Origin of the sequence: Sporosarcina jeotgali (assembly GCF_033304595.1) — a bacterium.
Lineage (GTDB): Bacteria > Bacillota > Bacilli > Bacillales_A > Planococcaceae > Sporosarcina > Sporosarcina jeotgali.
This window is the reverse complement of sequence record NZ_CP116341.1, coordinates 880,997-904,388: the sequence shown is the minus strand read 5'-3', so window position 1 is coordinate 904,388 and position 23,392 is coordinate 880,997. Positions and strand designations below refer to the sequence as shown.

General features: G+C 42.0%; 21 protein-coding genes. 3 read left to right on the top strand and 18 right to left on the bottom strand.

The genetic code is table 11. From position 1 onward, the window contains the following. Positions 1-5 precede the first annotated feature (5 nt). From PGH26_RS04150 to fadH, 10 genes are all read right to left on the bottom strand, one after another. A complete protein-coding gene (locus PGH26_RS04150) occupies positions 6-872 on the bottom strand; it encodes a DUF58 domain-containing protein (RefSeq protein ID WP_323692763.1) in 867 nt (288 codons plus the stop codon). After that, on the bottom strand, positions 872-1,864 hold the full coding sequence (locus tag PGH26_RS04145) for an AAA family ATPase (protein ID WP_323692762.1): 993 nt from the start codon (positions 1,862-1,864) through the stop codon (positions 872-874). The genes PGH26_RS04150 and PGH26_RS04145 overlap by 1 nt, the downstream gene beginning before the upstream one ends. Positions 1,865-1,888: 24 nt before the next feature. Then, on the bottom strand, positions 1,889-3,466 hold the full coding sequence (locus tag PGH26_RS04140) for a DUF8809 domain-containing protein (protein WP_323692761.1): 1,578 nt from the start codon (positions 3,464-3,466) through the stop codon (positions 1,889-1,891). A gap of 14 nt (positions 3,467-3,480) precedes the next feature. Then, positions 3,481-4,329 carry an ABC transporter permease gene (locus tag PGH26_RS04135; protein ID WP_323692760.1) on the bottom strand — a complete coding sequence of 283 codons (849 nt, stop codon included), beginning with the start codon at positions 4,327-4,329 and terminating at the stop codon, positions 3,481-3,483. Continuing rightward, positions 4,310-5,260: an ABC transporter ATP-binding protein gene (locus PGH26_RS04130; protein ID WP_323692759.1), complete on the bottom strand. Its 951-nt coding sequence runs from the start codon at positions 5,258-5,260 to the stop codon at positions 4,310-4,312. Before PGH26_RS04130 ends, PGH26_RS04135 begins: the two co-directional genes overlap by 20 nt. Further along, positions 5,257-7,653, bottom strand: coding sequence for a DUF8725 domain-containing protein (locus PGH26_RS04125; protein ID WP_323692758.1), 2,397 nt, complete (start codon positions 7,651-7,653; stop codon positions 5,257-5,259). The genes PGH26_RS04130 and PGH26_RS04125 overlap by 4 nt, the downstream gene beginning before the upstream one ends. A gap of 76 nt (positions 7,654-7,729) precedes the next feature. Beyond that, positions 7,730-8,623 carry a transcriptional regulator CcpC gene (ccpC, locus tag PGH26_RS04120; RefSeq protein ID WP_323692757.1) on the bottom strand — a complete coding sequence of 298 codons (894 nt, stop codon included), beginning with the start codon at positions 8,621-8,623 and terminating at the stop codon, positions 7,730-7,732. Positions 8,624-8,750: 127 nt separating this feature from the next. Continuing rightward, entirely contained in the window at positions 8,751-9,191 is a 441-nt protein-coding gene (gene cbpB, locus PGH26_RS04115) for a cyclic-di-AMP-binding protein CbpB (protein ID WP_323692756.1), read from the bottom strand. A gap of 137 nt (positions 9,192-9,328) precedes the next feature. After that, complete coding sequence (locus tag PGH26_RS04110; protein WP_323692755.1) at positions 9,329-9,571, bottom strand: hypothetical protein; 243 nt, start codon at positions 9,569-9,571, stop codon at positions 9,329-9,331. 74 nt (positions 9,572-9,645) lie between these two features. Continuing rightward, a complete protein-coding gene (gene fadH / locus PGH26_RS04105; RefSeq protein WP_323692754.1) occupies positions 9,646-10,404 on the bottom strand; it encodes a 2,4-dienoyl-CoA reductase in 759 nt (252 codons plus the stop codon). A 212-nt stretch (positions 10,405-10,616) separates the two neighbouring features. On the opposite strand from fadH, the gene PGH26_RS04100 reads away from it, so the two are divergent. Further along, positions 10,617-11,087, top strand: coding sequence for a YkyB family protein (locus PGH26_RS04100; RefSeq protein WP_323692753.1), 471 nt, complete (start codon positions 10,617-10,619; stop codon positions 11,085-11,087). A gap of 36 nt (positions 11,088-11,123) precedes the next feature. Here PGH26_RS04100 and PGH26_RS04095 read toward each other — a convergent pair whose 3' ends face one another. Then, positions 11,124-11,984, bottom strand: a complete 861-nt coding sequence (locus PGH26_RS04095; protein ID WP_323692752.1) for an NAD(P)-dependent oxidoreductase — start codon at positions 11,982-11,984, stop codon at positions 11,124-11,126. Between the two features lie 182 nt (positions 11,985-12,166). Further along, positions 12,167-12,376 (bottom strand): aspartyl-phosphate phosphatase Spo0E family protein, encoded by a 210-nt coding sequence (locus tag PGH26_RS04090; RefSeq protein ID WP_323692751.1) that lies wholly within the window; start codon positions 12,374-12,376, stop codon positions 12,167-12,169. 205 nt (positions 12,377-12,581) lie between these two features. On the opposite strand from PGH26_RS04090, the gene PGH26_RS04085 reads away from it, so the two are divergent. Together PGH26_RS04085 and PGH26_RS04080 are read left to right on the top strand one after the other, a co-directional pair. Next, the gene (locus PGH26_RS04085; protein ID WP_323692750.1) at positions 12,582-12,788 is read left to right on the top strand and encodes a YkvS family protein; all 207 of its coding nucleotides are present in this window, start codon (positions 12,582-12,584) and stop codon (positions 12,786-12,788) included. Between the two features lie 49 nt (positions 12,789-12,837). Further along, positions 12,838-13,557: a hypothetical protein gene (locus tag PGH26_RS04080; RefSeq protein WP_323692749.1), complete on the top strand. Its 720-nt coding sequence runs from the start codon at positions 12,838-12,840 to the stop codon at positions 13,555-13,557. A 37-nt stretch (positions 13,558-13,594) separates the two neighbouring features. On the opposite strand, the gene PGH26_RS04075 is transcribed toward PGH26_RS04080, so the two are convergent. The 6 genes from PGH26_RS04075 to PGH26_RS04050 form a co-directional block, all read right to left on the bottom strand. Further along, on the bottom strand, positions 13,595-14,047 hold the full coding sequence (locus PGH26_RS04075) for a MarR family winged helix-turn-helix transcriptional regulator (protein WP_323692748.1): 453 nt from the start codon (positions 14,045-14,047) through the stop codon (positions 13,595-13,597). Positions 14,048-14,132: 85 nt separating this feature from the next. After that, entirely contained in the window at positions 14,133-15,572 is a 1,440-nt protein-coding gene (locus tag PGH26_RS04070) for an ATP-binding protein (RefSeq protein WP_323692747.1), read from the bottom strand. Between the two features lie 233 nt (positions 15,573-15,805). Next, complete coding sequence (locus PGH26_RS04065; protein WP_323692746.1) at positions 15,806-17,155, bottom strand: TrkH family potassium uptake protein; 1,350 nt, start codon at positions 17,153-17,155, stop codon at positions 15,806-15,808. 199 nt (positions 17,156-17,354) lie between these two features. After that, positions 17,355-18,113 carry a TerC family protein gene (locus PGH26_RS04060; RefSeq protein ID WP_323692745.1) on the bottom strand — a complete coding sequence of 253 codons (759 nt, stop codon included), beginning with the start codon at positions 18,111-18,113 and terminating at the stop codon, positions 17,355-17,357. A gap of 455 nt (positions 18,114-18,568) precedes the next feature. Beyond that, on the bottom strand, positions 18,569-21,655 hold the full coding sequence (locus PGH26_RS04055; RefSeq protein WP_323692744.1) for an efflux RND transporter permease subunit: 3,087 nt from the start codon (positions 21,653-21,655) through the stop codon (positions 18,569-18,571). Between the two features lie 143 nt (positions 21,656-21,798). Further along, positions 21,799-23,373, bottom strand: coding sequence for a peptide chain release factor 3 (locus PGH26_RS04050; protein WP_323692743.1), 1,575 nt, complete (start codon positions 23,371-23,373; stop codon positions 21,799-21,801). Positions 23,374-23,392 lie beyond the last annotated feature (19 nt).

Below are 23,392 nucleotides of genomic sequence, written 5' to 3'. Positions count from 1 at the left end.
CCTTCCTAGCGCACCCATCCCTGCCTGCGCATTTGCATTGTAAATACATCCTCAGGTCCTGTTTGAGGTGTCGTCATAAGCACGCCAATTCCATATTTCGCTGCACTTTCCAGCATGCGCAGCTGGTGATTTTTCTGTTGAAGCTGATATGCTGTTTCGACGGACTGCATCATCGTCACTTCTGAAATCTTTTCACTTTCACTGTCAATGAACCGGATGTCTCCTTGATAGTCAGGGCTGAGCTCTGACTTCGAACGGATGGACACTAGTCGGACATCCCGGCATCTTGCTGACAGCTGTTTAAACAGCCGATCCAGCTGTTCGTTCGGTTCTAACGCATCAGTGACAACGAATAACAACGTCGTCCCTTTAGGAATGGCATGTAGTCCATCTAACAAACCAGTCGTTTCTGAAGGTTTTTCAAATCGGCTGATATATGTCGTCCATGAACCCGCCTGCCGCGCACCTTTACGTGTGAACAATTGCTTTTTCCCGTGAAGCATTCTGCTAATAGAAACTGTATCGCCATTCTTTAATGCGATTTGTCCAAGCCCAATTGCAATTTGCTGTGCAAACTTCCACTTATCTTCATAGTCCATGGACTTACTCGTATCGAGTACGATATGAACACGCATTTCCTGCTCATCTAAAAATTGTTTAATGAAGTAAGAATCAGTTCGAGCGTACACGTTCCAGTCGATATGACGAATGTCATCACCGGGGTGGTATTCTTTGAAATCAGAAAACTCCAGAGAGGCGCCGGTTTTTTTAGACACATGACTTCCTTTATGATGTCCAAGACGCCCTCCGTGCTGGACAAAAGACAATCGGCTGAGACGTGCAGATAAACCCTTAGGAAAGAAAGAAGTCATTAACCGACTGCCTCCCTCCGCATACTCACAAGCACTTGATCGAGGAACGTCTCATTTGAAATGCCTTCAGCTTCAGCTTCATAGTTCAGCTGGATACGGTGTAGCAGCGCTGGTTTTGCAACAGCCCGGATATCCCCGATAGATACGTGAACCCGCCCGAATAGAAATGCTCTTGCTTTTGCAAGTCGGATGATTGCCTGCAACCCGCGGGGACCGCTTCCGAACTGAATGTACTGAGCCCATTCATTTTCTTCTTCTGATTCAGGTTGAGTCATTGAGATAAGCTGTATCGCATAGTCAATCATTTCTTCTGCTATGACGATTTCCCGAACAAGTTTCTGAGCTTGAAGCAACTCTTCTCTGCTAATTACTTTCTGAATAGAAATGATTGCAGTTCCCGTCGTACGTTTTACAATTTCTTTCAATTCGCCAGCAGATGGATGAAGCAAGTTGATTTTACATAAAAAACGGTCCAATTGGGCTTCTGGCAATGGATATGTGCCTTCCATGTCGATTGGATTTTGAGTGGCGAGTACAAAAAACGGCTTTTCCATTAGATAGGTATTCCCCAACACCGTGACTGTTTTTTCTCCCATCGCTTCTAGCAGCGCACTTTGAGTTTTAGGGGTCGCACGGTTGATTTCATCTGCCAATACGAGCTGGCTGAATAAGGGGCCCTCGTTAAACGTGAAACGCTGACGTCCTTCCTCATCTCTTTCCAAAAGAGTTGTACCTGTAATATCTGACGGCATCAGGTCCGGCGTGAACTGGATACGCTTAAAAGTAAGATCCAGTGCTTCACTAATAGTTCGGATAAGCATCGTTTTCCCAAGTCCAGGAGCCCCTTCAAGAAGTGCATGGCCATCCGCAAGTATCGACAATAGCGTATATTCAATGGCCTGTTCCTGCCCCACGATGAATTTCTCGATTTCTTTTCGGACATCGCTCATTTTCTGACTCATTTCTTCAAATGGTTCCAGTAGATCACTCATAGCAAGTTCTCCTTTCAGGTTAAGTTATTCAATGGATGAAAAATAATCCGTTAAGATTTTTTCTAGTTCAGGGGATAACGGCAGCTGCTCTGTCCGTTTTAAATAAGCGTCTTTATATTGACCGACTACTTCTTCATACGGTCGAATCGTTCCCCGCTCATTTGTTGTCTGCTTATCTTTGGAATCAATCGTCTTTCCATCTCCGAGTTTACCGCCATCCTGGTCTTCACCTGTAGCATTGCCAAGACGGTTATTCGGAATGGATAACAAGTTTCTGCCGCCTTGGCCAATGCCCGCATTACTTCCCTGTCCTTGGCCTCGGCCCTGCCCTTGCCCTTGCCCTTGCCCTTGCCCTTGCCCTTGCCCTTGGCCTTGACCTTGGCCCTGGCCCTGTCCTTGACCTTGTCCTTGACCTTGTCCTTGTCCTTGTCCTTGTCCTTGACTCTGTCCTTGTCCTTGTCCTTGACTCTGTCCTTGTCCTTGTCCTTGTCCTTGTCCTTGGCCCTGTCCTTGGCCTTGGCCCTGTCCTTGGCCCTGTCCTTGGCCCTGTCCTTGGCCCTGTCCTTGGCCTTGCTGGCTTTGCCCTTGGCTTTCTGAAGGTTTGGTTGTTTCTGAAGAAGGTTTGCCAGGTGGGGCAGTCTTCCCTTCAGTCGAGCTGTTTTTCCTTCCATCTGAGGTTGATGATTTTCCTGAGTTCTGACCGCTGGAACCGGCCTGGCCTGCTGCCAATTGGGGAATCGATGGAGCTTTTCCGATACTCGCTAACTCTTGGTACGATTTATCCGCCCTGTCTGCCAATGGACCCGCCAGCTTTTCCAACTCTGCCAGCTGCTTCTTTTCCTCAGATGATAAACCTTCTTTACTAGTGCCGCCCTCTTGGTTCCTCTTTTTTTCTATCAACTGCATTTGTTGAAGTTTTAACTCCTTTTGAGTTTTTACAAACTCCTTCAATGCTTTTTCAGATCCGTCTGCTTTCTTTAGATCCGATGCCAGCTTTTCCAATTTCTTTTTTATAGCTGGCGATTTTGAACGAGTACCCTGTTTTTTCGCTTCTTTCACAAGATCTTCAACAATTTCTTTTTCTTTCACAATTGTTTGTGCTTCTTGTTGTGCGGGAGAAGGCAATAGAAAAAGGACAACCAATAACATAGCTGCACCTATCCCAGCTCCCACAGCCTTCCACTCAACCGGTTTCTTGTTGCGTGCCGAAAACAAGCTTTCCGCAGCTGGAAGTCTAACTGCGGCACGTTCCAGTAAAATCCCGCCAAATGCTGAGGCTTGAATCTCTTTATCCAACACAGTTAAAAGCAGGTTATCTGGTAAATAACGATCCAATGCATGAACTGCTTCCGTCCGTTTCACACGCTTTTTCAAAAATACTCCTAGCGTAATGGCAAGCACCAGAAAAGCAGCACTCCATGCATAGAGAGCATAATAAGGAAGGACAAACAATCTGGATATTGCAATGAATGCAGCTGCAACACCAATCGCAATTGCAACTCCACGAATAACGAATGTAAGTGCTTGCTCTAGCAGCAGACTTCTTCTTACTTTGTTAACTGTCCGCTTAATCATTTCCAAATATCCAGACTGCTCCGTCATAGATGCCCGCCTCCTTATTTATGTTTTTTCATATTCACTCTTAGTTTCTTAGTCGCAATCCAGATGGAAATAATCGTGATCAATCCATAAAAAATTAAATAGCCGATCCAAAGCGGGAATGTCACTTGTGTCATCTCTTGAATCCCGGTACCAATTTCCGGCTCTAACAGCGTTGCAAAGAAAATTTCGGGGTTGATGGACGCAAGGATATGACCAGCATATGATTTAGACGGGGTCATGCCCATTGCTCCAAACTGATTTACCTGAATGATGATCAAAAACAAAAATGGAATGACCGCAGAGAAAAACAGCATACTGCCGTATGTTGCAATCATCGATACCGTCGTTCTTCGAATCAATGTCGAAAACAATACTCCTAGACTACCTATCGCTAGAAGCGTGACAAATAGGAATAGCAATGATTTTACTAACAGGACGGGGGAAATCCCACCGAACAAAAATACCATACTGTATACAGGTAACCCCGCAAAAATAAGAAGCAGTAAAAATAAAACTGAAGACAGCAATTTTCCTGTGACAATTTGGAACGAACTTTGAGATGTCGTCAATAACATCGGCAGCGTTTGACGTTCACGCTCTCCGCTGATCGTTCCAGCAGTCAGGCCCGGGGTAATAAACAGCACGAGTCCCAATTGGATGAATGTTAAAAAGGTGAAAAGAATTACACTTTCTGACGGTTTGAAATAGATTGTTCCAGTCAAACTGGTTGTTGTGTAGATAAAGCCAAATACAAAAATACACATCGCCAGTAAATAGAGCAATATACCAATAAAGCTTTTGGGGCTTCGAAAGCGGAGCTTCACTTCTTTAGCAAGAACAGGATTAGTTAGTCTGCTTTTCATTAGGCTCCACTCCTTTCGTAATCTCCATAAAGACATCTTCTAGATCTACAGAGTTTTCCATAAACGATACAATATGAATTCCTGACAACACAGCTTCCCTCAACAATTGAAACTGTTGAGCGTCGTCTCCTTTAAATGTAAACGACAACACACCTTCATGCATTTCATGGGAAATTGCAGAAACGAACGGGCTCTCTTCAAAGAACGCAACTGCAGCACCGCTATCTCCTGAAATTCTTGTCGTAATCGTCTTATCCCCTAGAAGCTTTGCCTGTATTTCCGACACGGATCCGTGAGCAATTAGCTTTCCATTATCAATCACTCCAATTTCATCACACATTTCCGCTAGTTCCGGTAAAATATGTGACGAGATCAAGATCGTTTTCCCTAAGCTTTTCAACGAACGTAAAATATCTCGCATTTCTACCCGTGCTCTCGGGTCCAGACCGGAGGCCGGTTCGTCTAGAATAAGAACTTTCGGATCATGTATAAGACTTCTAGCAAGACACAGTCTTTGTTTCATTCCCCTGGAAAGAGAGTCTACATATGCCTCGCGTTTGTCCGTTAAGTTGACAAGTTCCAAAAGTTCCGTAATCAGCTGGTTTCTTTTTTCTACAGGAATTCCATAGCTGGCACCATAAAAGTCTAAATACTCGTGCGCTTTTAATTGGTCATAGATTCCGAAGAAATCAGGCATGTAGCCAATGAGTTTTCGAATCTCTTCGGGTTTCTTCGTAACATCCACACCATTTATAGTCACAGTTCCTGAAGTAGGCTGTAATAGCGTAGCTAATATTAGAAAAGTTGTGGACTTACCAGCACCGTTCGCTCCCACAAAACCAAAGACTGTACCTTCATCCAATGACAACGTCAGCTCATCCAGTGCTTTGAATTGACCGTACTTTTTTGTAAGATTGGAGATTTCTATCATTTTGCAACCTCCCCTGTTAAACGAAGTTCAGGCGGATGAGAAGGTTCTCCCATTTGGGAATCATTGAAATTCAATTTGATCATCACTTTTCCGTCCTTCGATACATAATCACTCGCAGGTTCTACTGTTGGTGACGATTTTCCTTCCAACAGCTCATAATTACCAGTTTTCACATTAAGAAGACTGACGTCATACTGGTTGAAATCGGCGCCGAACAATTGAAGCTTCGTCCAATTGCCTACTTCCTTCGCAAAGTCTTGTGGTAATTGCCAAGTCTGACTGTATTCCTTCTCTGTGAAGATATATTCTTTAGTCACTTCATCGATCTCTTCAGCAGGATATCCGGAGGAAGACAGAAGCTGCATCTCCATTAAATCGCTATCTACTTTCACCGCTCCCGATAACTTCGTGTCAATGGTAATTGGCTGCAGCAACATGGAAATTGGTGAGTTTTTAGCTTTTCGATCATTTAATGTCAGTTCCATGATCTGAGTATCTGTTGTTGCGGACAAAGTTGGACTTAGAAAGTCGTTCATATGAGTGGATGAAAAGCCAAGCAGTCCTTCTTTTCTCATTTTGATCAAATCATCCTGATTAGTCGCCACTGGATTCATATATCCATATTGAGTTGAACTTCTCGCTCCAAGAGCAGTAGCTTTCACTTCTTTTTCAACGTTCATCGTTTCCCCCGCAGGAATTGAACCAAGTTCAATCGTTTTACTGCCCGATAGAATGGATACGTCATTCACTGAGAAGGGGAAATTATTCGTAATCGTTCCTGTCAGCTTTTGTTTTTCAAGTTTTAAATCAACGTCAAAACTTCCTACGGCTTCAAGCTCCGTTTGACCATAAATCGATGCGACATTCCAGAAGCCTAGGTTTCTGAATGACAGCACTTCTTCAGCAGCGCCTCTTTCTAAAATAGCACGATTATGAGCTGGTATATTATTCCCGAAAATCGAGTTCATGGATGAATTTGTAGTCACTGTACTCGGTTTTTGAATTGAAAAAGTAAAATCGCCTGCCTTGTCTGTGAGAAGTGATTCAGTATAATATCCCGATAATGTATTGTCAGGTTCAACTAAATAGACCGCAGAGTGCTGAAGCTGTGAATTCCCCAAGCGATCCTTTCCTCCGTAAGCAAAAATCGCAAAAGAAACAACAACCGCAACTGCGGGAATGATCCACCACGCATGCTCCCTTTTATCTTTTTTGCGTAAAAAGAAATAAAGAAGCGGGATAACTAAAATAATGTATACGAGAATAATGCCGAACAGCAGCGGTGAAGATACTTTAAAGGATGGAAAAAGTTCATTTGTTTCACCGACGGACCACATCAGATCATCAGTCGGAGCACTGTAATACATTTGAGAAGGTCGCTGTTTCAGCAGTTGGCTGCTTTTGTTCAGCAGATCCGTCCAAAATGATTTAGCCCCTGCAGAAGATCTGAATGATTCGCTCCCCATAGCAAAGGAAGTTTGAAGAACCATACCGGATCCGACCATTTGAGTGGCTGCAAGGATTGTATCTTCTTTTTGTAATAAAACGGTTCCCTCAGGTGATTTCTCAACTAGGAATCCCGGAACAGGCTCTTTAAATTTCTCATTAAATAAAATCGGCGCAAACTCTTTACTTTCTTTAATCTTAAGCGGCAGCAGTGAACTGAAAACGCCTGCTTCTGCTTCCACATTCTGAGATCCGCCGACGAGTAATGTCCCCCCGGCTCTCACCCACTCCAACATAGCGTCTTGTTGTTTTTGAGAGAGATCTGTAATGGAAAACCCATCGACCGCAATAATATCTACTGCATCCCATCCCCCTGGTTCACTGGGTAACGGTGGCTGGTCTTGCTTTGTTAAATATAAAAGCTGCATTCCTTCTTTGCCTTTCAAATATAGATCTTTTAACGAAGATAACCGATCGATGTTATCCGACAGTCCTGCAATGAACAGAGCTTGCTCCGGAAAAGTGGCTGCCGAAATGAGCTGCGTACCTGAGTGGCTGATTTCATCACCCGATCTCCAGCCATTTTCGTAAAAAAAGATGTTTTTCTTAACTGGATTGCCATACATCGCCGGATCTTGGATGGAGTCGACAATCATGGTAACCGTCTGCTTTTCCCCTTCTCCAATTGCTAGTTCAATAGACTGTCCGACACCGCCGCTTTGACTAACTGTCGTATTCACAATCAGATCTCCTGTAAAGGCGGTCCCTTTGTTTTCAATTGTGAATACGATGGGTGCCCCTTTACCTTCTTTTGTTTTTTGATCCAATCCGGTTTTAACGGACACATGTAAGTCAGGTGCAGCAAACGCTGTTGTCATTGGCCATAGCGTTATAATTCCGGCCAGCAAAACCATCATTGCAAATGACTTCCATAAAGGCTCTCTCACCCAGCCCACCCCGCTTTCTGAATTATTTTTCTACTAATGTCGATAATTAGTACGTTTGAATTCCTAAAAAGTTCCATCATTCAAGTAATCTAGAATCTTTCTTTAATTCTTGTGCATGAGCTTCTATCACTTTAGAGAAAGCATCCACTTGTTTTAATTCGAAACTGGACTCATAACCGATCAAGTATGTATCTCTCGTCAATTCGAATTCCGCTTCACTATTCAGCAATGGAATTTTATTCACCTGTTCATCTCCTCGCAAGGTGATGGAAGGTAATATCGCATAACCGATTCCATTCAAAACAAGCTGCCGGCACGTTTCCATTTGGTCCACTGTCAATTGCCTTCCTGGATTTTTAGAGAAATGCTTCTGCCACCATTGTTGAATTTCCGTGTAATAATTGGAATCACTTTTAAATTGGATGTATGGCCGTTCAGTATCTTTCAATTGTTCGAGTGAAGTGATTTCTTTATCCACTAAATACAGCTGATCCCGGAACAAATAGGTCCGCCTGCTGTTCCACTCCACTTCACCTCTCACAATCCCTACATGAGCTTCTCCTTCATAGAGCGCCTTCAGGATTTCTGACGTCCATCCTGTCATCAGTGAGATTTTAGCGTCTGGATAGTGCTTAACATAGTCTTTCAGCACTTCAGGAAGCCATGTTTGACCAACGATAGAGGCACAGGCGATTTTAAGTGTTCCGTGGACTCTGTCTGCCAGCCCGGCAATTTGTTCCATAGTCTCTTCTTTTCGCTGGACAGTTTCTTTTGCAAATTCAATTACTAATTCCCCTGCAGCCGTCGGGACTAGACCTTTTTGGGATCGGACGAATAATTTGGCTCCCCAAGCCTTCTCGATGGATTGAAGACGTTGTGACAAAGCCGGCTGGGAGATGAATAACCGATCTGCCGCCTTTCTCATATTCCCTTCCTCTGCTAAGACTTTCATAATCTCTGTTGTGTTCATAGATATGTTCCACATCCTATTCAATAAACTTCTGTTTCACAGCTTGCATGTTCTTGTTTTATCTAAAAAGAAGAGGCTCTAAAAAAGAGCCTCTTCAGATCTGTTGATAACTGTATTCACGTGCAGTTTATCTTGAGCTATATATATACTTCTTAAACTGCTTCAACATCACACGGCGGGTTAAGATTCCAGCGAATGTACCGTCTTCCTCCGTTACACATAAAAACGTATGATTAATAAGTAAGTCTAATCCTTTTTGAAACCGGTCCGTCGTTCGGATTAATGGTAAATCCGTCTGCATTATGTCGTCTACTTTTAGATCTGAAAGACGTTCGTATTCAATCCGTTCTAACCCTAAAATTGCATCTGTAATCATTCCAATGCCTAACAAACCTCTTAATTTATACTTTGCGTCAAGAACAGGAATCGCTGAATACCCCGTCTTTGTCAGGACGAGTAAAGCATGTTCTGCATTATTTCCAACCTGTACATGCGCAACTTTTTCAGAAGAAATCAGATAGTCGGATATCGGCATAACCAAAAAGTCACTATTATTCAAAGCAACCAATTTAAATCGCTCCTCCAGCAGCAATTTACTTCAAGCAATGCTGCACTTCTACTATATCATAGAGCGTGCTGAAAAATGAAGAAGTCGTGTAGGAATCTCGATCAACAATTACCAGTTCAATCGAAAAAACCTCTTTCTTATGAGAAAGAGGCCCAGTAGTAAAAAATAACAATAACAGCAAATAGTGCGGCTAGAAGAATGACCCACAAAATTGGATTCAGTGTGAATGGATGGTCCTCTATCGGTTTCGCGACACTTCTATCCTGTCTGTTAAGTACACCTTCCGGATTATAATCCGGTTTTTTACGAATCGATAACACTCCAATGATGACGATCAATGCAATGACAACACCAATTGGAATCGCCCAAATGTCAAACAATCGTTTCCCTCCTCAACAGGATTCATTTTACTTCCTGTTGAAATAGGATGTGCACTTACAGGGCAACCTATCCATTAAAACGGATATTGGTTCAGCCATTGCCCGCCATCCAATGTAACGATTTCGCCATTCATGTAGGAAGCTTTGTCAGACATAATAAAGGCAGCAAGTTCGGCGATTTCTTCAGGCTTGCCTACACGGCCCAATGGCACAGATTGGATTGTACGCTGAGCTGCTTTTTCTGATTGGAATAACTTTTCCGCCCCGCCTGTCCGCTCAATCGGACCTGGTGCGATTCCGTTTACCCGCACGCCGTATTTTCTGCCCCATTCAACTGCGAGAGTGCGTGTCAGCGACATAACCCCTGCTTTAGCTGCAGCAGAGTGAACTACTCCGGGACCTGCATCCCATGCATACGTAGCCAGCATATTCAAAATTGCACCTTTTTGACCTTTTTCTTTCCAATAATTCATCACTGCACTTGAACAGTAAAACGTTCCATTCAACACAATATCAATCACAGATTTCCAACCGTTTGGAGACAGGTCTTCAGCTTGAACGATGAAATTTCCTGCTGCATTATTCACAAGACCATCAATTTTGCCAAACGTCTTGTCAGCATATTGGATGAGCGCTTCAATTGTTTCTATTTCACGCACGTCCATTTGAAATGGATACGCATTTTCACCAATTTCTTCTTTCGCTGCATTCAACTTCTCCATATCTCTGCCGGTGATAATGACATTTGCCCCGTCTTGAGCAAATTTCTTTGCCATGTATTTCCCCATTCCATTTGACCCGCCAGTAACGATAATTACTTTTTTCTCGTCCATTTTTAATTCCCCCTTGTAAAATGAATGAATACTCATTCAAATTGTACCACAACTCAGATTACTTTACATCTACTTCGAGTATCCTTGTATTTCTCTTCTAGTGTTCAATCTAACTTAAAAATCTTTATCGCTTTTTGTATACTTATTTCTAATTTCCTAGTACAATACTGTCAAATTGATGTTTTATAAAAATGAGATGGGGGGTTTACATATTGGCAGATGCCAATTCACTGCGTGAACTAGCAGTAGCAATCTATACCGTTAACCGGCATGCAAAAACCGCTCCGGATAATCGTCCGCTTTATCAATTGAAGAAAGCAGCAATCGCAAAACTTCTTGAAACTGGCGGCGCTGAAAAAGTCGGACTGCATTTTGTAGAAAATCCAAAGTACAGCAAACAGCATTCCACTGTCCTCGTCAAATGTGAGCAATTCCTCTTTCACACTCTCCCTGAAAAAGAAGACTTCGCACAGTTACCGCATTTAGGCGAGCAAGATATGGAGTTCAGGAATCCTCAAGAGCGTATGAGCTTAAAGGCTGCTCGCGAACTCCTAACTAATTTTACAGGGACTTTACAGGAGATTACTCCTGCACCATCAGTTAAAAAACCTATGAAGAAAAAAGCCAGAAGGGTTTCAAACACCGAAGTTTTCCGGTCTTCTTATTTGGATGGCAAACATTAAAAGGGGCACGCCTTGTAAACAGGCGTGTCCCTTTTATTATTGATACTTTTTGAAAAGAACTTGGGTACCTTTATCTCCATACCCTTTAGCCATAAGTTCTTCGTAAAGATTGATTGCAAGTTGTAATCCTGGCAAATCCAATTTCATCGCATTTGCTTCATCGAGCGCAATGCGTAAATCCTTCAGGAAATGTTTCGTATAAAAGCCAGGTTCGAAATTCCCTGCAAGCATACGAGGTCCGAGATTTGAGAGCGACCAAGATCCTGCAGCTCCGGGTGAAATGGATTCCAGGACACGTTCCGGGTCCAATCCTGCTTTCTCAGCATAAGCAAGCGCCTCACATACGCCGATCATATTAGTTGCAATAGCAAGCTGGTTACTCATTTTTGTATGCTGCCCTGCTCCCGCTCCGCCTTGAAGTATAATTTGGCTTCCAAACAAGGAGAAAATCGGTTTAACTTGTTCAAAAACTGACTCTTCTCCGCCGCACATAATTGAAAGTGTTCCGTTTTTTGCTCCTACATCACCACCCGAAACAGGTGCATCAAGTGAAGTCATTCCTTTTTCAGCAGCAGCCAGATCAATTTTCTTAGCAAGCGCTGGACTGGAAGTTGTCATGTCCACTACAATTTGTCCATTCTTTCCATTCGCAATAATTCCATTATCCTCCAAATAGATGTCTTCAACATCTGCGGGCATTCCAACCATTGTAAAGATTAGTTCTGCATCTTGAACTGCTTGTGCTACGGTAGCAGCCCACTTTGCACCTGCAGCAAGAAGCGGCTCCGCTTTTTCCTTCGTACGTGTATATACTGTTACCGGATATCCTGCTTGAAGCAAATGATTGACGATACTGGCACCCATCACGCCTGTACCGATAAATGAAATAGTTTTCATGTTTCCTGATTCCCCTTTTTTAAAATTGGCCCACTCTTCTAATAATACCCTAAATACAGTGATTTTTCTGCCTGAACACAAAAAAGAGACGGCCCTGGGAAAGGACCGTCATCAAAAGGGGGAAATGAGAATGTTGCTGTGTTCAACTATAATATGCCCTATTGTATGAGTTTTAAACATATTCAACCAAACTTTTTATTATTTTCAGATGTTCTTCTTTCGTGAATGCTATGCTTACCATTCATGCTCTTTTCATCATAAGAATAATCATTCAGTAAGTGGTCCAATTCCACGCTCAAGTTGACCGTCTCTTTGGAGGAGAGACCTCTTTCTTCTGCAGTCTTCAAGAGTTCCCTGCGAATCAATTCAATTTTGCATTCCAGATTATCCATAGACAGCCCTCCCGACGATTTATTGCAAAGCTTACTATATAGTACCATATATCAATTTCATTTGTGTCAAAACCTTTCGACAATTAGCGACAATTGATTTTTAAAACAATAATCATTTGTACAATCGGTCGTTTCGTGATACTTTACCTGTATTACTTTTGTTAAGTATACTAGTTTTAATCGATTTCAAAAGGAGTTGAATCAGATGGAAGAAATGGAAGAGTTGGATATCGCAGAAGTGGGAACACTTATCGAGTTCAAAGATGGATTACAGGGCATTGTTGAAAAAGTAAATGATAACTCGGTTATTGTGAACTTAACGTACATGGAAAACTTCGAAGAATTAGGTCTGGAAGAGAAAACAGTCGTCAATCATAAACGCTACACAATCCTGCAAAAAAAAGAAGATTGAAACTTTTCTTATAGGATTGCGTCAAATTGAATAAGGAGGAGATGAACGTATGAAAAACAGAAAATTACTTTACACAGCACTGTCTGCCTCACTTTTATTGGCCGCTTGCGGAACGGATACAAGCGAGGAAGACACCGATAAGACAACCGTTGAAAATACGGACCAAGCGGAAGATACAGGTACTGAAGAATCTGATGCCGCTGGAAGTGAAACAGCGGATACAGAAGCTGCCGATGAAGATACAGCAAGCGACGAAGAAGCAGCTGAAGATGATGCAACTAGTGATTCATCCGAATCCGAATCTGACAGCAGTGATGCTGAGGACGCAGCTGCCTTAGAAGGCGCTGTTGAAACAGATAGTGATGAGCAAGACTTCAAAATTCAAGTGCTTCCTGCTTATGAATTGACGAGTGAGGAACCGGGACGTGATGTTCTTTATCTTAAAGAACAAGAAGATAAGTATATGGTCATCGGAACAATGTCGGCAGCAGATACTGATTTTGACAAAGCCGTTGAAAACATGACGGAGACACTTGCAGCTACCAGTACAGATGCAACTCCTGTTGAATTGACAGATGCCGCACAACTTCCAACAAACAAAGACTTGGAAAAAGTACAAGCCTATCGTGTAACCTCTGCTGAAGGTCCGATAACAGCTATGATTTACCAAAAAGGGGATATGGTTGTCCGCGTCATGATGTATGACAACAACGATGAAAGCTATTACGAAGAATTCTTGAAGATGGCAGAAACGATTGAAGCAAAGTAAACGGATGTTAAAAGACTGAACGGCGTAATTACGCCGTTCAGTCTTTTTTTGAAGATAAATCCCGAATTGAGACTCCTAGTTTTTGAAGCAGTCGAGTCGCCTGATCCTGTTCCTCACTGCTTAACGAAGAAAGCAAACTATTAATGTTTTCTGCGTGTCCGGGAAACAATGAATCCATTAACTGTGTGCCCTGGACAGTAATTTCTACATACGTTACACGTTTGTCGATAGAATTGACTTCACGCTGCAAATAACCGTTCGATTCCAGCTTATTGATGACATAGGTCATCGAACCGCTGCGCATTAAAATCTTTTCACCAATTTTTTGGATAGGCTGTTTTCCTTTGTGGTACAACAACTCGAGAACCGCAAACTCGGTCGGATTCAACCCTTTAGATGAAATTAGCCGATTCGTCTCTTCATGCAGCACTTTATTCGCTCGCGATAGTACAACGAATAACTTAAGTGCGCGTTCGTTTGCATTCCCCATTATTATTCACCTGCTGTTTCCAATTTGATCTATGAGCTTAGTATAATCGGTCGAATAACAATTCGTCAAAATAAAACCTGCATCGTTAGTTCGCTGTATAGTTCTCGCTGATTGTACAGCTTTCTAAATAATGTCGAGGAAATGCCAAAGTAAACGTGGTTCCTTTGTTTGCTTCGCTAGAAACAGCAACCGCACCGCCCAAGTCTTCCATTGTTTTCAAAACAAATGGGAGTCCTAAACCAGTTCCTTCAGGTTTGGACGTAAAAAAAGGCATGAAAATATTCTTAATTTGTAAAGGAGACATTCCTTTTCCTGTATCGCGTACTGAGAGGGTAAAGGAAGTTCCTTCATCTTTTTCTAGTTTGAGTGTCAAAATGCCTCCTGGTTCCATTGCTTCAAATGCATTTTTAAAAATATTCAAGAGAACTTGTTTAATCTTATCCGCATTTGAATGGATCATCGAATTGCAGAAGGAAGCATCATGCCAGTCGATCTGAATGGATTCAAACATGGCTTTGGGTTTCATAATTTCCAAAACTTTTGTAATCAATACTCCTAATGAGAATTCTGAAATCTTTTCTTCAGAGGGTTTTGATAGCATTAGCATTTCGTTTAAGATGGCTTCCATTCGTTTCAACTCATCGTCTACTACTGACAAATACTTAGCTGTATCCCCAGTCGCAGTAACCTCCATAAGCTGAACGAAGCCTTTCAGCGTTGTCATCGGATTTCGGATCTCATGTGCAATACTTGCTGCCATTTGTCCGACTGTGGAAAGTGATCCGGAGTGGTCCAGCTGCCTGCGCAGCATTTCCACTTCCGTGCAATCCTGAATGTCAACGAAATACAGATTACTGTCGGAATTATAGGTAGCATGTATTTCCAAGAACTGAATCGTATTCGGCTCACTTTCAAATCGTTCTGTAACTTTTACTTCTCCATATGTTTTAAGGGTATTCAAATGCGTCGCATATTGAGCCTCGGCATTTCTTTTTTGAGTATTGAACTTTCTATACAAAGTTTGAATACGCTTCCCAATAACAGCACTTCTGGTTAAATTGAATACATCACTAATCTTATTATTAACATCAACGATATATCCTTCATCATTAACAATGACTTTTAAATTTGAGGCATGTGTAAAGCACTGGGCGTAAGCGGTCAACGGGAGATCTGTACATAAAGCAGGAAGCACAAAAGTTAAAACAGCTTGTTTCGTTTCACTTGAGTAAAAAATATGTGTTTTACATAAAAACTCAATATTTCCGACAGAAGTCATTACAAGGTTGTCAAACATCCCTACTTTGGTTTCTACACAACCTTTTTTAAAGTCATTCCAGCTGCTAATGCCGCTGCTTTTAAGCAGCGATAAAAAGTTATCATTCTTCCCCAATATAAATTTATTGGTGAATAATAGATTTGCTTCTGCAATGACACCATCCATGCCGACCAAAATACAAGGATGACGGTTGTCCATAACGAAAAGGGATTCATATCCATTCACATTTTCTATTTGTTCCAGCATTTTATACCCTCCCAAGACTGTTAAGACAAGATATGAAATACTACCATGAATTATTACATCTGTGACTAACGTTTCACTATATATAATTCAGATTATTCCATATTTCAGCATTTCGTTATATAGGCCTTCGGGATCATATTACTAAAACTTTCTTCCATCCATAGTTAATCCAAGAAATAAAAAATCACTTTTCGAATGATTCAACATACTCTTTTTTCTTAATACAGATCCATTTATCCTATAATAACTCGTTCTTTCGGGTAACGGAAGGAAGTTTTGTTCACCTTTCCTCCTAATGTAAATAGGAAAGAAATGAGTCCAACGCGCCCTATAAACATTAAGGCCATAATGATAATTTTACCTGGGATGGAGAGATCCGACGTAATTCCAAGTGACATACCGCATGTTCCAAAAGCAGAGGTAATTTCAAACAACAAAGAAACAACAGGTACTCCGGGCTCTGTAACTAACAAGATGAGAAGAGCAGTCATGACCATGAAACCAGCGAGTAAAATGACAGCATATGAGCGAAAAATGTCGACAAGTTTTATTCGTCTTTTAAAAATATGAATGACATCTTTACCTTTGGCAAAGTTAATAAGGAATAAAACAGCTATTGCAAATGTCGTTGTTCGAATTCCCCCGCCAACAGAACTGGGAGAAGCACCGATGAACATCAGTGAGCTAATAACGATGTCAGTTGCATCACTAAAGCTAGTAATATCATACGTCGTTAATCCTGCAGATCGTGCTGAAACTGAGTGAAATAGAGATGAAAATATCTTTTCGTGCCACGACATTCCTTTAAACGAGTGAAAGGATTCCAACACATAAATCATCAGTGCCCCAACAACTAACAAAATTCCAAAGGTTGCAGTCGTAATTTTAGTAAATAGTGAGAAACGAAAATGAGGTACCTTTTTTGAAAAGAAACTTTTCACTTCGACCAGAACAGGAAAACCGATAGCTCCTAAAATAATCAGCATCATGATGACACTTTGAACAAAATAATCATTGAAGTACGGTAACAAAGAAGCATCCGTAATGTCAAAGCCTGCATTCGTAGTAGCTGAAACTGATAAAAACATCCCATTCAATAATGCTTCTGAAAACTTATCGTACAAAGGCATAATATAAATGGTCAGGACAATTCCGCCTATTAGTTCGATGAGGAAAATAATCCGTACAATTTGTTTAATAAGCTGTACGACGCCTGCCAGCGTATATTGATTGTGATCCACCATAATGAGCTGCCGTTCTCGCAAGCCGATGCGCTTCTTCACAAGCAGCCAAAAGAATGTGCCAATCGACATAATGCCAATTCCGCCTAATTGCAAGACGAGCATCAGCATACATAGCCCGAATACAGAATAGGTACCCGCAATACTAATAGGAGTTAATCCTGTCACACTTACGGCGCTCACTGCGGTGAATAAGCTGTCAATGAATGAAACTTTTACACCTGGATTGTAAACGCCCGGCAAATTCAATAACAAAAAAGAAAATGCGATCGCTAAAAAGTAATAAAATACGATTAATTGAGCAGGTGTGAACCTGCGTAAACTATCACGGTTAAGTTTCATGTAGTATCCGATCCTTTCCTTCAGGAGGACATAATCATACCATACTCGAATTTATCCTGACAGCGATATTCAGTTCCTTTTTAGCATCGGCATTCTGATTCTTTCTCAACCCGGTATTTAGAATCTGCTGCGCACTTCTTTTCATTGCAAAAAAACTGCCCGTCACGAAAATAGATTCGCGCCGGGCAGTTAAAATTGGTTACTTTGAAGTTTTTCGTTTGCTTGCAACAGCTGTTAAATAACCGCCAATTGCGATCGCAGCAAGAACTGTCCAGAAAATAAGTTTCCATACAGTCGAGTGCGGGAATTCCGTATCGATAATGTGCACATTCGGATGTGCAAGCGTCATTACCGCAAGCTTTACACCTACCCAGCCAACAATGAGGAATGCTGCTGTTTCAAGAGCCGGATATTTTTCAAGCAACGTTACAAATTGACGAGCAGCAAATCGGATTAAGATTAGCCCGATAATGCCGCCAATCAGCATGACAGTGAACTGTCCGCCGTTAATGCCGCCAATGTGGAAGTTCCCTAGTTCTGGAAGTGTAACGGCAAGCGCTACTGCTGCAAGCATGGAATCCAGTGCAAATGCAATATCTGCAAGCTCCACTTTCAATACCGTAAACCAAAAACCAGATTCTTTTCGTTTTTTCTTAGTCGGATTTTCACTTTTATGATGTCTTTGATCATAAATATTTTTCATTGAAATATACAACAGGTAAATGGCACCTAATGCTTGAATTTCCCAATAATTCACAAGGTATGTGATGAAGAACAAAGCAGCAAATCGGAAAACAAATGCCCCTAACAGTCCATAAAACAATGCCTTTTGCTGTTGTAATTTCGGAAGGTGTTTTACCATAACCGCCATAACCACTGCGTTATCTGCAGCAAGAAGACCTTCCAATACGATTAGTACAAGCAGTACCCAGGCATACTCCAAAAAAATTGTTTCCAAGAAAAATTCCTCCTTTTTTTCAATCAAAAAAACCCTCACCTAATAAAAGGCAAAGGTCTCGCTAAGTCGGAATTTGTAAAAAATCCAGCTATCATAACCGATGGCGCTGTATCACCATGTATTGACGACTATGAAATAGGTTTCCCTATAGCTACTCCCCTTTGACAAACGTCAAAGACATTCAGTTGTTGGGTACTTTTCTCCATTTATTATACTAAGCATCGGCTCTTCTGTAAACTAAACATCTGCTTTTTCATATCATTTTCATTGAGATGTTTTCGTTTTGACACAATATGGACCCACTAGGAGAATTGAATTGAGTAGCTGCTGTTTTTTTCACCAAAACATTCCTTTGCAGATATTCATATTCTATGAGATATCAAACAAAACTATGAATGATTGTCCTATCCTTTTCCTTAGAAAAAAGCAGAGGATTCGCTCCTCTGCTTTTCAAATCAGCTGTCTGAGTTATCAACAGATTGTTTAGGGCGCGCTCTTCTTCTCGTTTCTTTATCGAACAGACTATAAATAATCGGCACAATGAAGAGGGTCAAGAATGTCGAGCTGATAAGTCCGCCAATTACGGCAATCCCCATCGGCTGGTTAATCTCTGTACCTTCTCCGATACCAAGTGCAAGCGGCAGCAATCCAAGAATCGTCGTTAGTGCTGTCATTAGAATCGGACGCACACGGTTTTTCACGGATATGACGATCGCATCATACGATGCCATCCCCTTTTCCTTTTGCTGATTAATATAATCAACAAGGACAATGCCGTTGTTCACAACAATTCCTACCAGCACAAGAACTCCTATGATCGATGTAACACTGATTGGTGTGTTTGTTACAAACAAACCGATCGCTACGCCAATCACCATTAAAGGAACCGAGAACATGATAACAAATGGGTATTTGAATGATTCAAACTGTGCTGCCATTACAATATACACGAGCACGACTGCGAGTATGAGTGCCAGCATCATGTCATTTGCTGCGCTCTCAAATAACTCACGATCTCCACTGTAAGACATCTTCACTTCATCCGGCAATTTCAGTTCATCAATCGCCTCATTTACAGACTTAGTCATTTCACCAAGTGAACGATCATTTTCATACTTCACATCGTATGAAACGGAATGTGCCTGATCTACACGTTGAATGGCGACAGGACCTTCAGCTATGTCAATTTTCGCTATTTGTCCCAATTTGACAAATTGTCCGGCAGGCGTACGGAGCTTAATCTTCCGTAAAGCATCGGTATCCTTATAAAACTTTTTGTCGTACTGAACATTTACGGTCAGTACTTGATCTTTTTCATCCACAATCTGAGTCGCAAATGTGCCTCTAGTAACGTCTGTGATCGTTTGAGCGACTTGGTACGGAACTAATCCAAAATCAGCAGCTAACTTCGGATCGACAGTTACTTGAACTTCTTCAACAGTATCCATTAAATTGTTCGATACATCTGTGACTCCATCCAAATCCCTTAGAGCTGCATCGATTTTAGCAGTTGCATCGTTTAGCCGGGATTCGTTTGTATCTTCAATCGCAAACGATAACGTATTTGGACTGGAACCCGCAGCAGCTTGTACATTAAAGCTTACTTCAGCAGTCTCGCCAATTGCTTTGTTTACTTTCGGCTTCACATCATCCATGAACTCGAACACGGAGCGATCACGCTCGTCCAGCGGCTTCAGCTTCACATACATCTCCGCTGTATCCGCTTGCGAGCCTCCTTGCGCCATGGATTGCTGGGTACCGCCCACAAGGCTGACGTATACGTCCACATCTTTTTGTTCTTTCAAGACGTCTTCTACTTTTTTCACAGCAGCATTTGTGGTTTCAAGTGAGGAGCCATTTGGAAGGTCTACGTTAATACTGAAAAACCCTTCATCTGTTGATGGCAGGAATTCTGTTCCAACCTTAAACAATCCAAACGCACTGGCGCCAAGCAAAACTACCGTCATCGCTAGAATGAGGAAGCGATGCGCTAATGACCACTTTATAGACTTTTCAAAAGTATTGAGTGTTTTTGAGCGCCGCCGGCGAGCTTCGACATTGCGGCGAGGCTTCCGCAACATGCGGCTTGCCATCATCGGTACTACCGTTAATGCAACAACCAGTGATGCAAATAGGCTGAATGAGATAGTTAACGCAAATTGGGTAAAGATTTGTCCTATTAATCCGCTAATGAAAATAACCGGAACAAAGACAGCCAGTGTCGTTAAAGTGGAGGCAATAATTGCCCCGCCAACTTCTTTTGCCCCTTCACTTGCAGCAACTTTACGGTCTTTGCCCATTGCAAGGTGCCGTTCAATGTTTTCAATGACGACAATTGCATTATCGACAAGCATTCCAATTCCGAGCGCTAACGCTCCGAGCGTCATAATATTGAGCGAGAAATCAGCAAAAAACATAAGTACGAAAGTGACAATTACTGAATAAGGGATTGCAACCCCTATAATAATCGGGCTTCTAATTCCTTTAAGGAAGAAGAACAGCACAATCATGGCGAAAAGTCCCCCGAGAATGAGGGATTGCCCGATATTATTGATCGCCAGCTTGACGTAATCTCCCTGGTCAAACAATATATCCGCATTTACATCTTTAAATTGATCCTCATCCAGCAAATTATCTAATGATTTTTTAAAAGACTTCGATACTTCTGCAGTATTCGCACCTGATTCTTGCAGAACCGAGAGCAAAACAGCCTGCTGATCATTTGCACGAGTCAAAGTGCCGCTGTTGGCCTCCGCAAGATTTACGGTTGCAACGTCCTTTACAAGCATCCGCTTACCCGTTACAGCATTAGGTCCGATAATGACGTTTTTTACATCATCCTCTGAACTGAGGCTGCTGATAATCCGTGTTGTCAGCTGCTTTCCGCCAGATGCGCTTACTGGCTCTCCTGGCATCGTTACGTTAGAAGCTTGAACGGCCTGGACTACGTCAGCTTGTGTAATACCATTCTTTTCTAGTTTCGCTTCGTCTAATACGATTTGAATTTCTTCCACTAGCTTACCAGATACACTTACACTGGCGACGCCTTCAGTCTGGCGTAATTCCGTCTCCAGCTCTTCTGCAATCTTTCGAATATCGACATCGTCAGACGCTGTTTTAAGAGAGAGTTGAATGACCGGGAATTGGGATGGATCAAACTTCATGAAGCGGGGTTTATCCGCTCCTTCAGGCACAGGCACCTGGTCAATTCGCTGCAAGATATCGAGCTGAACGTCATCGATATCAGCAGACCAGTCAAACATCATAAAGACAAGTGTCGCGCCTTCCTGAGAAGTAGATTGCAATGATTTCAATCCTGGAGCTGTGGATAGGCTTTCTTCCAGCGGCTTCGTCAGCTTTTCACTCACTTCCGTTGGCGAAGCGCCTCCATAATTTGCTACGACCACGGCGACAGGAGGATTTAAGTCCGGAATAAGTGTTACGGGTATTCTAAAAAAAGATACTGCCCCGAGAATTATGATTAAAAACATCGTGACAATCGTGAATACTGGGCGTTTAATCGAAAAATCGCTAATTTTCATATGCGCGTCCCCTTTTGTCTGAAATACAGTACTTTCATCATATGCAATGCAACGCTTTAGTTCAAACAGAACGTTTAAAAATTTTGAGATAGTCAAAAAACCCGTACACAAATATGTAACGGGTTTTTGATAGTGTCCACAGATTATAACAAGCTGTATAAACGGATATCAGGGAATTTATCTCCGAACCAGCGCATCGCAAAGTCATTTTCAAAAAGGAATACGAAGTTATCAAAACGATCTTTTACGAGCATAGAACGCGGACCTGTCATGGATTCTTTTACGTCTGATTCGTTTTCAATCCAACGAGCGACCTTTGAGCCAATATGCTCCATTTGAACTTCGACATTATATTCATTTTTCATACGATGTTCGAACACTTCAAATTGCAACTGTCCAACCGCTCCAAGTATAACTTCTTCTGTATGAAGCGTTTTATAATACTGAATCGCGCCCTCTTGCACAAGCTGTAAAATCCCCTTGTGGAAGTGTTTCGATTTCATTACGTTCTTCGCAGTTACTTTAACGAATAACTCCGGGTTGAACTGAGGCAAAGCTTCAAATAGGTAAGTGGATTTTCCGCCAACGACAGTATCGCCAATTTGATAGTTTCCGGTATCGTACAAACCGATAATATCTCCTGCTACTGCATCATTCACTGTTTCACGGTCATCTGCAAGAAACTGTGTCGTTTGATTTAATTTTACCGTCTTCCCGATACGAGGAATATTAACAGTCATCCCTCTTTCGAACGCACCAGAAACGATTCGAACGAATGCAATACGATCCCGGTGGGCAGGGTTCATATTTGCCTGAATCTTAAAGATGAATCCAGAGAATTCTTCCATCATAGGATCGACATACTGGTCGTTTTCTGTAATACGCGGCTGCGGTGATGGAGCAAAGTTTAAAAACGTCTCCAAAAATGTCTGAACACCAAAGTTAGTCAAAGCACTTCCGAAGAATACAGGCGTAAGTTCACCTTTAGCAATTCGGGCTTCGTCGAATGAATTCCCGGCTTCTTCTAATAACAATGCATCTTCAACTGCTTGCTTGTAATAAGAAGTCTCCATCATAGGGTGAGGCTTAGCCAATTGACCTTCATCGTCCAGCTCAAGAAACTTGTTCTCCCCTTCAACTCTCGCTTGTTCAATACGATTGTTATAGCGATCGTAAATTCCCATGAACTCTTTACCCATACCGATTGGCCAGTTCATTGCGTAAGATTGAATACCGAGTACTTCTTCAAGTTCTTCCATTAACTCTAATGGTTCTTTACCTTGCCGGTCCATCTTGTTAATGAACGTAAAAATAGGAATACCGCGCATACGGCATACTTTGAACAGCTTGATAGTCTGCGGCTCGATTCCTTTTGCAGAGTCCACCATCATAACCGCTGCATCCACCGCCATTAGTGTACGATACGTATCTTCACTGAAGTCTTCGTGTCCTGGTGTATCCAGAATATTGACCCGTTTCCCATCATAATCGAACTGCAAAACAGAAGAGGTTACAGAGATCCCCCGTTGTTTTTCAATCTCCATCCAGTCTGACGTTGCATACTTCCCGCTCTTCTTTCCTTTAACTGTTCCAGCGTCCCGAATTGCGCCGCCAAAATAAAGAAGTTTTTCTGTCATCGTCGTCTTGCCGGCATCCGGGTGAGAGATAATGGCGAACGTTCTTCTTGAAGCAATTTCCTCTTGCATATTTTTAGTCATTTCTTTATTCTCCTTCGTA